This is a genomic window from Flavobacterium magnum (assembly GCF_003055625.1).
Taxonomy (GTDB): Bacteria; Bacteroidota; Bacteroidia; order Flavobacteriales; family Flavobacteriaceae; genus Flavobacterium; species Flavobacterium magnum.
In genome coordinates this window covers 1,752,985-1,766,365 of record NZ_CP028811.1, presented here as the reverse complement: position 1 = coordinate 1,766,365, position 13,381 = coordinate 1,752,985, and the positions used below count along the sequence as shown (strand labels likewise).

The following is a 13,381-nucleotide window of genomic DNA, read 5'->3' as shown; positions in this document are numbered from 1 at the left end:
TCAAAGCGGCATTTCTTTTCCGAACATTTCCTTGTAGAGGTATGGGACGGTTGACCAGATATCGTCTTCAATGAAACTGAATTTATAATCACGGATGTAAATGTTCTTGATCACTTCGTCCGGTTTCATATCAATGGACCATTTCTGCAGCGCGCGGAAGATGTCTACATTTTTCTTCCAAAGGGCCGTCTTGAATATCAGCCGCAGGTTGTAATCCCTGAGGCTATAACCGACAAACAGGAACGTGTTGCGGTTTAGCCCGCTGAACGCATTGTTGATCGATTGCGGTATCGGGTATAAATCGAGCCGCTGGTCAGTCAGGCCGCGTTCCATATTGCTGCTCACCTGGCTCATCCTCAGGATAAAATGCAGATAATCCTCATCGGTCAGGACTATCGCATCTTTTTCCGGCAGGTAATCGCCGTCTTCATTGAACGGATCGCGGATGTCACCATGCAATTTGTAAAGGAAAGGCATCTCTGCCGAAATATCCGGCCCGAAATCCTCGGTATATTCTGATGCATCTCCGCGGTTCGGCTTGTAAACACCCTTTTTATAACCTTTCTTGTAACCGTTGGCTATGGCGCGGTCCAATGCCGTCTCGAAAAGGTGGTCATAATTCGTGGAAACGATATATTTAAAAGGCATTTCAGCCAACGCATTGAGGATTGGCGACGTTCGTTTATTGTCGATGGCGTGCGCGAGCTTGTCGACCATGGCTTCCCGACTGAAAGTCTCCTGGTAGTACTGGCTGACCCAACTCAGCGGGAGCCGCTCCTGTTTCATGTAATCGCTGCGTTCCGTTGTGGTGTCGGCTGCGAAAAGGGCATCGATAAAATAATTGTTCAACTCGTTGCCCAACGGCGGCCGGTCATCCTTGCCGTAAATACCTTCGAAACCGGGACGGGACAAATGGTAATTCACCGCCGCACCCAGGAAAAGCACCACCCTTCCCTTGTATTGTCCCGCTTTGTCACCACGGTCGTATTTTTCGCAGATTTCCGCGGCAAGCTGTTGCAGCTGTCTTTTATTGTCAGCGCTCAGTGACTGGTACAAGTCTTTAGCATCCATCTATTGCGTGGGGTGGGTTTAGGGTTAATGCAACTGTAACCGTTTCACAATCAGCATTTTTCCAAATGTAGGTATTTTCGATTTTCCTGAACCGCGTATTTTTACGTGAAATTTGATCTGGTGGCAATCTGCTTGTAACAAAAACTCCCGCAAGTGCGGGAGTCTTCTTCGTGGTTGCTGGTCTATTTGGTTTTGAAATTAATTAATTGCCTTTTTGGTTATTGTCCTGCCGTCAGCAGCTGTAATCTGCACCAACAAGACTTCCTGCGCGGCATTGAGGTCGGTAAGGGCCACGGCGTCAGCGTTGACCTGGTGCTTTTCGTAAATCATCCTGCCTCGGGTATCAAACACCTTCACGTGATCAATGAGTACGTTTCCGGCATCGATGTTCAGGACGCCCTGCTCCCTGAACAGGACCACGCGATCAGTCTCCAACAAAGGGGCGTCGGAACTGAGCGGACTGTTTTGGTACACGATCTCAAAACGGTTGTGGTACGTTCCGGCGGTTGCCGCGAAGGCGTAGTCGGCCAATTTGATGTTGTGGACAGTCCCCGTAAGATTGTCTTTAAGGAAAACATCCTGCGAATCATCAAATAAACCGTCTGTGTGGTCTAGTGAAATTTTGTAGGTTCCGTCAGCGTCTGTCTTGAATCCTAATGGCACCACGTCGGTGTCGGCAAAAGGCAGGGCTCTTCCCTGAATCACATATTCGCTTCCGTTAATCAGGCTATACAGTTTCGTGCCCTGTAATTCAGCGAGCTTTCCGTCAAAACGCAGGTCAAAATTATCGGTAGCTTCAGGAACATAACCCACGAGCATTTGGTTGACGGAACCCAGCGACGAGGAAAGGTTGAGCCAGATACGGCTTCTCTGCCCGTCAGCTGCAGTGCGATAAAATTGGTCGTCAGTGTTGTTGACGCGCATGCTGTTGGTAAAGACGGCAGTTCCCGGAGCGTCCGCCAGGGCCATAAACCCTTGTCCTGTCTGTATCGTGCCATTTGGCAATGGGCTCACGGGCACTGTGTTGGAAGCGGCGGCAGCGCCCGTGGCGTTGTAAGAAGCGTAGTTGGCACCACTCGGTGCGCTTTGCTGCAAATGCGCCCAAAAATAAATCGTACCTATATTAGGATTTGCTGCGAGGAATGCATCTGCATTGATTGGCGAAGGGTATGGATTGCCTATCAGGTTGTATCCCTGGTTGTTGTGCGTCACGGGAATAGAGATATCGCCTTTGCGCGGCACGCCGGTAAACACCCCTTGAAATGCAGTCGGTACATTCGGGGTATAGTTATCAGGAGCACGGATGGCATAACCTTTTGCTGCCTGGAAGGTATTGGTCGCCGGGTTAACATAGACGAACGCGTTGGTCGTTTCGCTGATTTCATAAAAACGGGTCGGCAGAGTTGCCGGTGAAAAAGCCAGCAGATTTTGTCCTGTAACGGGCGATGACCAATATACATAATCCTGGCGGACCATAGTGGCATTCCTTTTAATCGTAATGTTTCCTGAGTTCCCTGTAGTTACTGAGCCGCTTTGGATCAGGTTCGCATTGTTTTCGAAAGTGAGGGTGGCGCCTGCCTGTACCGTAACATTGCCGGTAATCGTCAGGTTGTCACCAGGGCTGATGACTGCATTGAATCCCGTCCCGACAATCAGGCTGCAGGCGGAAAAACCGCCCGGATTGACATCGGCCGACACATAATCTCCATTGATTACCGCAGGTTGTGTGGGAACCGGATTGCCGTTACTCCAGAACAGACCGTTCCAGACTGTAGGCTGCGAACAGGCCGTGACGTAGAAAATGGAGAACTGGGATGCAGCAAAATTATTGTTTCCGGCGGCGTCAGTGGCGACATTCGCGGCCACGTTGACGGTTTTATTTCCATTGCCTGAAGGAGTGAGGTTGACGCTGTAAGACGATCCACTTCCCGAAAAATTGGACAGCGTACCACCCGTTGCGGTGATGTCGGACTGTACAAAATTCACGACCGATTCACTGAAGTTGATGTTGATTACTATCGGATTGGCGCTCGTTGGCGTTGATTGAGCCGATGTAATCGATACCGTTGGCCTTGTCCTGTCAGACGTTATTGCGAATGTCCCGACGGAATTGCCATTCCCGGCACTGTCGTTTGCCACACCGGCAAAAACAAATACGTTAATCGTACCGTCGACTGCAGGCGACAAATTAGCAGTATATGTTGTTCCGCTTCCTGAAAAAGCGGAAAGCGTACCTCCCGAAGTGAAGATATCCGAAAAGGTGAAACCTGTCACCGGTTCGGTAAACGTAAAAGTTAAAGGAATTGTAGCCAGGTTAGAAGGATTCGTTGCCGACGAGCTGATGGTGATGCCCGGGCCATTCCTGTCGGAAACCACACTGTATTGTCCTGCCGCGGTGTTCGTATTTCCTGCTGTATCATTCGCAACCCCCCCGCTTACATTCACTGTAACGGTACCATCGGCTGTGGGCGTAACAGTTGCCGTATACGTGGTTCCGCTTCCTGAGAAATTTGACAATACACCATTTCCGACCACTATTTCCCCAGAGGTAAAACCAGCAACGCTTTCACTGAACGTAACAGTAATCTGGAAGTTATTGGCACTGGTTGGATTTGGGGTTCCAGGCGCGGTGATTGCGACAGTTGGCTGCACATTGTCATAAATCCAGGTCAACGGTGTCGCTGCCGTATTGGTATTTCCTGCCGCGTCGTTCGCTACCCCTGAAGAGATGCCTGCAGTTACCGTTCCGTTCGATGCAGGCACGATATTAAAAGTATAAGTGGTGCCGCTTCCGCTAAAGGAGTTCACCGACCCATTACTGATGGCGACATCTGCCGCTATGAAGTTGGAAACCGATTCACTGAAAGTGACTGTGACACTGATATTGTTGGAATTGGTGGGGCTAGGTGTTGAAGAGCTGAGGTTGACGGAAGGCTGCACGTTGTCGAAAACACGGCTCAATTGTGCTGCCGCCGTATTGAGGTTCGAAGCCTGGTCGGTTGCTACACCGGCAGCCACGTCAACGGTTACCGTGCCATTTGACGAGGGCACAACCGTAAAAGTATAGGTAGTGCCGCTTCCGCTGAAGGAAGTGACTGAGCCATTTCCGACGGTGACATCGCCCTGTACGAAGTTACTAACCGATTCACTGAATGTTACTGTAACCGGAATGTTAGCATTGGTCGGGTTTGATGCGCCCGAAGTAATGGACACTGTAGGCTGTACGTTGTCATATAAGGTATTGCGGCTCAGCGTAGCGGTATTGGCATTGCCTGCAGCATCATGAAAGGCTCCTGCCGGCACGCTTACGACCACCGTTCCGTTTGACGTCGGAGCAATTGTCACTGCGTAAGAGGTGCCGCTTCCTGAAAAATTGGTAACGGTACCATTTGTCACCTGTATGTCTGCGCTGGTAAAATCAGCCACTGATTCCGTAAGTGTAATATTCTCGACATATGGACTCGTATTGGTAATTCCCGGAGGTGGGCCCGGAGTCTGGAACGCCGGAGGGACATTATCGTAAGTCCTGCTGAATTGCGACGCAACCGAATTGCCGTTGCCGGCCGCGTCCGTGGCAACACCTGCCGCAATGTTTATGGTGACAGTACCATTTGAAGTGGGCACCACGTTAAAAGTGTATGTCGTTCCACTTCCGCTGAAGCTGTTTACCGAGCCATTGCCGAGGGACAGGTCTGTCTGCACGAATCCGGTAACACTTTCATTGAAGGTTACAGTGACAGGGATACTTGACGCGTTGGTGATACTGGCAGTACCCGAAGAAATGCTTACCGTCGGGCCGGTCCTGTCAGAAGTGATGCTGAAAACCGACGACGCGACGTTTCCGTTACCGGCGGAATCATTGGCTACTCCCGATGAAAGGCTCACCGTAACGGGTCCGTCAGCGGTTGGCGAAACGAATACGGAGTAGCTCGTCCCGCTGCCCGTAAATCCAGACAGTGATCCATTGGTGACCGAAATGTCGCCATTTACGAAATTCGAAACGCTCTCATTAAAAGTAAATGAAACTGTAATCGGGCTGGCGTTTGTCGGATTGCCCTGGGGTGAAGAGATCGATACCGTAGGCTGGGCCCTGTCGACCGTCACGCTCGCCGGTGAAGCGGCTGTATTGCCATTCAGTGCCGCATCAAAAACCCCGTTGGCAGGAATGTTTGCGGTTATGGTGCCATCAGCCGTGGGCGTTACCGTTACGGTGTAAGAGGAACCGCTGCCTGCCAGGTTCGAAAGGGACGCATTGGTCATTGAAATATCGGTTGTTGCGAAGCCCGTCACCGATTCGCTGAAATTAATTGTAAGGGTGAATGAGCTGCTGTTTGTCGGGCTGCCCACTGAATAGTTCATTGACGTTATGGTCGGTGCCGTCCTGTCAGAAACGCGGGAAAGCTGTGCTGCTGCGGTGTTCCCGTTTCCTGCGCCGTCAGTGGCTTTTGCGGCGGCGACATTTACAGTCACTGTGCCGTCAGCTGATGGCGTCAGATTGGCGGTATACAAGTTACCGCTTCCTGAAACACTTCCAATGCTTCCACCGGTTACGACCACATCTGAAGCATCAAAACCCGTAACACTTTCGCTGAACGTAAACGTAATCGGGATGGGATTCAGGTTCGTTGACGCTGCGGCGCTCGAAGTAATCGAAAGCGACGGCGCATCGCGGTCTACCGTCTGTACCCCTCCTGAGGTAAAGGCAGCCACATAGCCATTGGTATTAAACCCATTGCCTGTGGCGTCAGTGATATTGGTATTGGATTTGAGGTCGAGCCTCAATGTTCCGGTGCCCGTAATATTACTGACGGCAATCGTCATTGAAGTGCCTGAAGAAGAGGATGGCGTGCCGATTACGCCGGTGACCCCTGTTCCCGTGACGGTTAGCTGGAAGTCATCGGCTGACACGTTGTTTGCGGTTTCATTAAAAGTGATGGTATAGGTCACCGACGCTGAATTTGCGCCTGCAGCGGTCAGCGCGATTGACTGCACGACCGGTGGTGTGATGTCGGCACCGGAAACCGAGAAGTTGCTCACACCATTGGCAGTCCATCCCAACACAGGTGTGGTTCCGCTAAAATCCGGCAGGTCACCACCTACATCATATCGCTTCCAATTGGAAAGGGTACAGACCCTGCTGAGCAATACTGCCCGCGAGCCTGAGGTGTTGCCTTCATAACGCGCATTATCGGCTTCATCACTTACGCCGGGGCCAATCCCCACGGCCACCGCATTGGTACCGTTGGTCAATCCCGGAGGCAGGTTAGAATAATTGTCTTTGAAAGCCGCAGCGGTACTTGCGGTATTAGTATTCAGCGAGTTCCAATCCGTTGTGGAAGAGGTGCAGGCGAAAATTGCCGTAAAGTTCGTACCGGGAAAGTTTGCATCTACGGTTGCTGTCGATCGGAACACGATGATTTCGTCACCGGCATTCGGCAGGGAGAGCTTTCCATCGGTATCGCTACCGCATTTTGTACCGGAAAGAACGGTATAATCGGCACTGGTACCGGCTTCGGACACGGTCTGCACCGTCCCCGCAAGAATACCTCCAGATGGCACGGTGTAGCGCAGCAGGATCTCGTCGGTAAGGCCTGTGGCCATAAATTCGTTGGAAAGGGTATTCCAGCCGGCATCTGTAAAGTAAAACTGTGTACCGGCGTTGAGGTTTACCAATGGCACCCAGCTGAATTCGGTCTTGGTATTCGGCGCAGGATTACCCGTATCTGCCCCGATACCGATAACTACGATGTCTCCCGGCTGAAGCGTCTGTCCCATGGCGTCGATGCTGATCCCCATCAGCGCCAATCCAAATAATAATTGTAAAATTTTTCTCATAATTTAAGCAGTTGGTTTATCCTATCGCGAACTTTATCGGAAAATAGAAGCTTCAAACATCATCAGTCGTGCCAATATTCGCAGATACGCAAATGTAACCAAGCCACTCCATTATATATTGCGTAAAAACACCTGATTGAAAACCACGTAGAAATACCTGTTTTTGACCTCCGGCTGATGATTTTCGATATTAATCATTAGCTTTAGCCCAGTTATTAATTTCTAATCCCTAAAAACCTTATTTATGACAAGCGAAAACGTAATTCCTCTAGAAACTGCCCAGGAATGGGCACATGCATGGGTAACCAGCGGCATCAGCCCTGTAAAGGCTTACCTGATACCTGAGGCCGACATTACACAATTGATGGAAGAAGCTGACGTACAGGATGTACGCGCCTACATGGGCATTGACGCCAATGGCGTATCAAAAATGATGCTCGTCGGAGTAGACAAGAATGGCAAAGACCTGATCGATTACAGTAAAGGATTGTACGTTTATGATTTTACGATGCCTTGTCCTAATACCTGCGATGTAGCCAGTCCTTTGTATTTTGAAAGATAAATTATGGGTGAAATTCTGGCATTGATGGGTTATGTGGTATTGCTGATAAATTTGGCCTTATTTGCATATAAAGTTCCGCAATTCAAAAATCCAGCTTACAGAATTTTCACCTTGTATCTGGCTGTAATATTCCTGATCCAGATTTCATCATACATTCTCAGTTTCCTAAAAATTCATAACCTCTACCTGTCCCATTTTTATTTTATCGCGCAATTCATCGCGCTGAGCATTTTCTACAACATCCTGCTTAAGGAGCCGTTGCAGAAAAAAATAGTAAAAATGGGATTGGTAACAGGTTTAACGGCTTTAACCATACAATACGCGATGAATCCGGGACTTTTTTTCAGGTTCAACCTGTTTGAAATCTTTATTACCTCATTCCTGCTCATCATCTATTCTACTTTTCATTTCTATAATTTACTGAACAAGGCCAAGGCGTTCTATTATCTCAATTCGGGGATACTGGTCTACCTCTTCGGCAGCACCGTATTGTTCCTCGCGGGCAACCTGGTATCAAACCTGACTTCAAAAATGAACACCATCACCTGGACGCTCAACGCCTTCCTGTACATCGTGTACCAGGCGTTCATTTTCGTAGAATGGAAAAAGAGCTTTTCAGGCGGCCCCAATACCAAGGACATTTCATGAATACCAATACGATACAGGAAAATGACCTACTCGTCGTAATCATCTACACCTGTGCCGCGTTCCTGCTGATGGCGACAGTGCTCGTCCTGTTTTACCACTTTTCAAGAAAAAAGATCGTGCAGCACGAATTGGAAAAACGCGATTTGCAGATCAGCCACCAGAAGGATCTGCTCAAAGCCACGATCATCACCCAGGAAGAAGAACGCAAGCGGATTGCCCAGGACCTGCATGACGACATCAGCTCAAAGCTCAATATCGTGTCGCTCAATACACACCTGCTCACCGCTTCGGGACTTTCTGAAAATGAACTTGCCGAGATTACGGGTCACATTATCGAACTGACAGGCAAGGCGCTTGAAAATTCCCGGCGGATTGCCCACGATCTCCTGCCTCCGGTATTGGAGAAATTCGGGCTTCATGCGGCCATCGAGGAATTGTGTCACGAGTTCAAGAGCGCCAGGCAGGCTGAGATCCATTTTATGAACAAACTGCCACCTTTCAATATGGCTGAGGAAGAAACGCACCTGCAGGTTTTCCGGATCCTACAGGAATTGCTTAACAATTCTTTCCGCCATGGCAAGGCGACGACAATCCACATCGTATTGGATGAGGTGGACGGAAAGCGCCTGTGTGCTTACACCGATAATGGTAAAGGCTTCGACCCGTCGGAAATGAAGAACAAGAAAGGACTCGGCATGAAAAATATCGAAAGCCGTATTGCGATTCTTAACGGTAATCTTACCTTTGACAGTGCCGTCAATCGTGGCGTGCAGGTTACATTCACATTCTAAAAACATTTTTATTATGGCCCCAACTAAAATAAAAATAGCCCTTGCCGATGACGAACTGCTGTTCAGGAAAGGCATTTCATTTTTGCTGCAACGCGAAAAAAATCTCGAAATTATTTTCGAGGCGTCCAATGGATCAGAACTGATCGACCATCTGAAATCATTACCCGAACAGCCTGACATCATCCTGATGGACCTCAAAATGCCGCTACTTAACGGCGTTGAGGCGACTAAAGTCATCCACAAGATGTTTCCCGGAATCCGGATCATTGCACTGACCAGCTACAACACCAAGCCTTTCATCGCAAACATGATCCAGGTGGGTGCAGTGTCGTTCATCGTGAAAAATGCCACACCACAGGAAGTAATCCATACGATCAATGAAGTGGCCCAGAAGGGCTTTTATTACAGCCCGGATGTCATGAAGATCATCCATGATGACATGCTGACCAAGAAGACTACGAGAAGCAACCTCGACACCGATTACCTGACGGCACGCGAGATCAAAATCCTTGAGCTGATTTGTGAGCAGAAAAACACCGTCGAGATTGGCGAGACATTATTCATCAGTCCCCGAACGGTCGAGGGACACCGAAATAATCTGCTGATCAAGACGGAGTCCCGCAACATTGCCGGACTGGTAGTCTATGCGATACAAAACCGGATCGTAACTTTGAAAAACTTTGATTAGCTATTCTTTGAGGATTTTTCTTGTAATCGTATCTGTCCCTGACGTCAACTTTACAAAATAGGTGCCCGGTGGCAATCCCGAAACATCAATGATGTCTTCGGGGTTTTTAAACTCAGCCACCTGCAGGCCTTTAACGTCATAAATAAAAACACCATCAACATGGGCATTGCTGCCGGTCCTGATCCGAAAATCATTCGTTACCGGATTCGGATACAGGGCGAATGACTGCTGATCAGCTTCGTAACGCCCCAAAGACTGCACGTCAAAGGCCACGACGCCATTGGAAGTCCATCCGTTTGGCGTGGTTCCGAATGCGAGATCGTTCCCAAATGCGCTGTCGTATCTGCCCCAGTTAGCGAGGTTGCACACCGAAGCAAGGATTTCTTCACGCGTACCGCTGGCGATGCCCTGGTAACGCGCATTGTCTGATTCGTCCGCCTCAAGCGGTCCGGAACCAACGGCCACCGCATTGACGCCATTTTCAAGTCCGGGTGCCAGATTGGTAAGGTTGTCCACATTCGACACGGGCGAAATACCCGACTTGCCTACTGCGAGTGCGGTGAACGACAGCGAGCTTCCCGTAAGCATAAAAATCGCAGAAAAATCAGTATTACCAAAAGTCGCAGGCGTAGTCTCATCGTCGGTCGACTGAAAAACGGTAATCTGGTCTCCCGCGTTCGGCAGCGTGATCATTCCGTTAAAATCATTGCCGAATTTCGAACTACTGATGGCTGTGTAACCTGAAGGCAGCATTTCCTCGGTAACGGTCATTACGGTCCCCGCGCTGATGCCTCCGGCAGGTACGATGTATCGCAGCAGGATTTCATCGCTAAGGCCGGACCCCATGAAATCTGAATCTACAGTATTGTACCCGGCATCAGTAAAATAAATTTTTGTGCCGGCCGGCAGGTTCACCAGCGGCACCCAGCTGAATTCGTTATAGGCCACGGTGGCCGTGCCGGTGTCGGCAGCATACCCGATCACGACAATATCACCGGGATTCAGGGTTTGCGCCACGACGGCGCCCGGAATGAAGAACAAGGCTGCAAGAAGTAAAATTTTTTTCATGCTTTCTGAGGTATTATAGTTGATATAAAAAATCCCCGAAAAGATCCAGGGATTTTGTATCGATGGGTTGTACTGATTAACCGCGTGTAGGGTAAATTCCGTTAAGCGCGATGCAGTAATTCAGTGCCAGCGTAGGCTGAATATTGTTGATGGGCTGGCTACCGCCCGCAGCGGTAACGTTAAGCGTCGCATTGGACGACCCCATTGCCGAATTCGCAGTCCCTGCATAGCTGTCCACACCCGGTGTCTGGCGTAAGAAGCAGCCTTCAGGCGAGTCAGAATCCTGTTCGTCCCCTGAATTCACAGCAATCCTGACGTTTGGCGGCGTCGTTATGGCCGTATGGGTATGTGCAGGCATCTGCGCACTGGTCATGGTATTGGTCTCAGTACCGTATACCTCGCCCAAAGTAATTTCGCTCAAGCCTGGCCGTTGCCCGGCACTAACCGCTACCCGTCCGCGAAGGTCAGGCAGTGCGAACGTGGTGACGCCATTGCCTCCGTACGTGGTGCCAAGGATTGTAAAAAGCGCTTGGTTTGCCGATATCGACATCAACTGTCCGTTGCAGAGCGCCCAGTTACGCGGTGCAAAATTTCCTGCAAAAATTCCGATTTGTCCTAAAAATGGTTCTAGTTCCATATGTGTCTTTTTAATAGTTTGTAAAATGATTTACGGCCTGGAGGGATAGATTCCCTGAAGCGCGATGACGTAGTTGATGCCCAGATAAGGCTGCTGATTGTTCATTGGCTGGTTTCCGCCATTGGCCATAATGGTAACGGTAGCGGTGGAAGCACCCATCGAAGCGTTTGACGAACCTGCATAGGTATTCACACCCGGCGTCTGCCTGAAAAATGCACCGGTAGGATCGCTTGAATCCGCCTCATCTGAATTATTGCAGAGTACGGCTACAGAGCCCAGCGCAGAGTGCGCGTGCATGGGAAGCTGGGTCACGTTTAACATCTGGGTTTGCGTGCCCTGGAATTCTCCCAGGTTGGTCGGACTCAGGCCAGGGCCATTTCCGGCATGGCTTGGAATCGTGCCACGGAGATCCGGCAAACCGAATGTAACCTTGCCATCACCGCCGTATGTCGTCCCTAATAATGAAAAGAGTGCTGTATTTTGTGCAATCGACATGAGCTGACCATTGCATAACGCCCAGCCTTTCGGCGCAAAATTCCCGGCGAAAATAATTATTTCTCCTATCGTTGGTTCCATAATATCGTGTAGTTTTTTTAATTATTTGAATTGAATTGTTTGTCCCTGAGGTTAGTTGTGGGACGGATAGATCCCCTCAACGCAGATGCAGAAGTACATCGACAGCGTAGGCATCATGTTAGGTACCGGCTGGTTGCCACCGGCAGGGCCCATGGTCACGTTAAACTGCGAAGCCCCCATAAGCGCGTTGGCACTCGCCGCATAGGTGTTTACGCCCGGAGTAGCCCGTGGGTAAGAATCCACCGGAGAATTCGAATCCTGTTCGTCTCCTGAATTTGCACCCACCTTCACCGCACCCGTAGCACCGTGCGTGTGCATTGCCATTTGGGCGGTAGTCAGTGTGTTGCTCTCGGTACCGACCTGCTCACCGAGCGTGTAGTACGAAAGTCCGGGGCCCTGCCCGGCGCTGGTAGCCACCCGGCCACGAAGGTCCGGAAGAGCGAACGTCGTTACACCGTCGCCACCGTAAGTGGTCCCTAAAATGGTGTAGAGGGTTGTGTTTGAAGCAATCGAAAGCAGTTGCCCTTCGCATGCCAGCCAGCCACGCGGGGCAAAATTGCCGCCCCATAGCATAATTGAGCCGATCAAGTAATCCATAAGTCTATATTAAATTGGTTAATAATAGTCCAAATGTAGCATTCGCATCAGGCCATGTTCAGCGCAATTACACCCATTTTAAAAATCACGTAAAAATACGGGGGAACTGTAAAGGCACAAAAAACCCCCTTGTAGCAAGGAGGTCCGGGGGAATTCTAATTAACAACTATGTAAAATCTTACTGACTGTCCATTACATAAAAATAACCTCGAGGGCCAACACATAATAGACGATCAACGTCGCGATCAGTGCATAAAAACCTATTTTCCTGACATAGCCCATTTTGTCCTTATTGTCTCCCATTGTTGGTATTTCGTCGTTGTGCATCGTATGACCTGTATTGATTACGAGCCAAAAATAATGTTGCCGCATGACATATTTTAGCGTAGAAATACGTGTTTTTCAAAAAATTTACGTCGGAAAAAATAAATCTTCAAAAGCTGAGTTTCCTTTACATAACGGGCCACTGCGACTGCGAAATCTTAATGTCCTGTTAAATTATAAGATTATCATAAAATACTGTAAGCCGGCACACTAGCCCTATTAGTAATTTAGTCAAAAGATTTAAAACCGTTAAAACCAAACGTTATGAAAACTTTATCCTTAATGATGTCTGTTGTCGTGTTCGCTGTCTCGGGTTATTTTTTTGTGACGGATTTCCGTGAAACCACTGAGTTGAATTACCTTATATATATGAGCCTGCTTGTCATCCTGATGCTCATCTGCGTCGTAGGGGTCATGATCAACCTGCCGATGATTTTACGCCAGCGCCGGAAAGTAAAAACGCTGATTTACAATAGTTACTCGAGCAAACGCATCCCCAACAAGGAATTCGACAAACAGCTGAGCATCCACTAGGCTATCTATTCTCTTTATACTGAGGTTCCGCATCCTGATTGGGTTGCGGA

Annotated in this window: 12 protein-coding genes; 5 read left to right on the top strand and 7 right to left on the bottom strand. The window is 49.2% G+C overall.

Going from position 1 to position 13,381, the window contains the following annotated elements; genetic code table 11:
- The gene (locus HYN48_RS07235; RefSeq protein WP_108370470.1) at positions 1-1,071 is read right to left on the bottom strand and encodes an SIR2 family protein; all 1,071 of its coding nucleotides are present in this window, start codon (positions 1,069-1,071) and stop codon (positions 1-3) included.
- Between the two features lie 198 nt (positions 1,072-1,269).
- Complete coding sequence (locus HYN48_RS07230; RefSeq protein ID WP_146171741.1) at positions 1,270-6,906, bottom strand: Ig-like domain-containing protein; 5,637 nt, start codon at positions 6,904-6,906, stop codon at positions 1,270-1,272.
- Positions 6,907-7,150: 244 nt separating this feature from the next.
- On the opposite strand from HYN48_RS07230, the gene HYN48_RS07225 reads away from it, so the two are divergent.
- Genes HYN48_RS07225 through HYN48_RS07210 form a run of 4 tightly spaced genes read left to right on the top strand, consistent with a single transcriptional unit; the run spans position 7,151 to position 9,595 of the window.
- On the top strand, positions 7,151-7,468 hold the full coding sequence (locus HYN48_RS07225; RefSeq protein ID WP_108370468.1) for a hypothetical protein: 318 nt from the start codon (positions 7,151-7,153) through the stop codon (positions 7,466-7,468).
- 3 nt (positions 7,469-7,471) lie between these two features.
- Positions 7,472-8,116: a hypothetical protein gene (locus tag HYN48_RS07220; protein WP_108370467.1), complete on the top strand. Its 645-nt coding sequence runs from the start codon at positions 7,472-7,474 to the stop codon at positions 8,114-8,116.
- Positions 8,068-8,907, top strand: coding sequence for a sensor histidine kinase (locus tag HYN48_RS07215; protein WP_245945932.1), 840 nt, complete (start codon positions 8,068-8,070; stop codon positions 8,905-8,907). Before HYN48_RS07220 ends, HYN48_RS07215 begins: the two co-directional genes overlap by 49 nt.
- 13 nt (positions 8,908-8,920) lie before the next feature.
- Positions 8,921-9,595: a response regulator transcription factor gene (locus HYN48_RS07210; RefSeq protein WP_108370465.1), complete on the top strand. Its 675-nt coding sequence runs from the start codon at positions 8,921-8,923 to the stop codon at positions 9,593-9,595.
- On the opposite strand, the gene HYN48_RS07205 is transcribed toward HYN48_RS07210, so the two are convergent.
- The 5 genes from HYN48_RS07205 to HYN48_RS07185 all read right to left on the bottom strand — a co-directional run bounded on the left by HYN48_RS07205 (position 9,596) and on the right by HYN48_RS07185 (position 12,845).
- Positions 9,596-10,663 (bottom strand): T9SS type A sorting domain-containing protein, encoded by a 1,068-nt coding sequence (locus HYN48_RS07205; protein ID WP_108370464.1) that lies wholly within the window; start codon positions 10,661-10,663, stop codon positions 9,596-9,598.
- 76 nt (positions 10,664-10,739) lie between these two features.
- Positions 10,740-11,300 carry a phage tail protein gene (locus HYN48_RS07200; RefSeq protein WP_108370463.1) on the bottom strand — a complete coding sequence of 187 codons (561 nt, stop codon included), beginning with the start codon at positions 11,298-11,300 and terminating at the stop codon, positions 10,740-10,742.
- Between the two features lie 30 nt (positions 11,301-11,330).
- On the bottom strand, positions 11,331-11,876 hold the full coding sequence (locus tag HYN48_RS07195) for a phage tail protein (RefSeq protein WP_108370462.1): 546 nt from the start codon (positions 11,874-11,876) through the stop codon (positions 11,331-11,333).
- 51 nt (positions 11,877-11,927) lie between these two features.
- Entirely contained in the window at positions 11,928-12,473 is a 546-nt protein-coding gene (locus tag HYN48_RS07190) for a phage tail protein (protein ID WP_108370461.1), read from the bottom strand.
- Positions 12,474-12,665: 192 nt separating this feature from the next.
- Complete coding sequence (locus HYN48_RS07185) at positions 12,666-12,845, bottom strand: hypothetical protein (protein ID WP_108370460.1); 180 nt, start codon at positions 12,843-12,845, stop codon at positions 12,666-12,668.
- Positions 12,846-13,061: 216 nt separating this feature from the next.
- Between HYN48_RS07185 and HYN48_RS07180 the strand changes: the two genes are divergently transcribed.
- Positions 13,062-13,331, top strand: coding sequence for a hypothetical protein (locus tag HYN48_RS07180; RefSeq protein WP_146171740.1), 270 nt, complete (start codon positions 13,062-13,064; stop codon positions 13,329-13,331).
- The last annotated feature ends 50 nt before the right edge of the window (positions 13,332-13,381 follow it).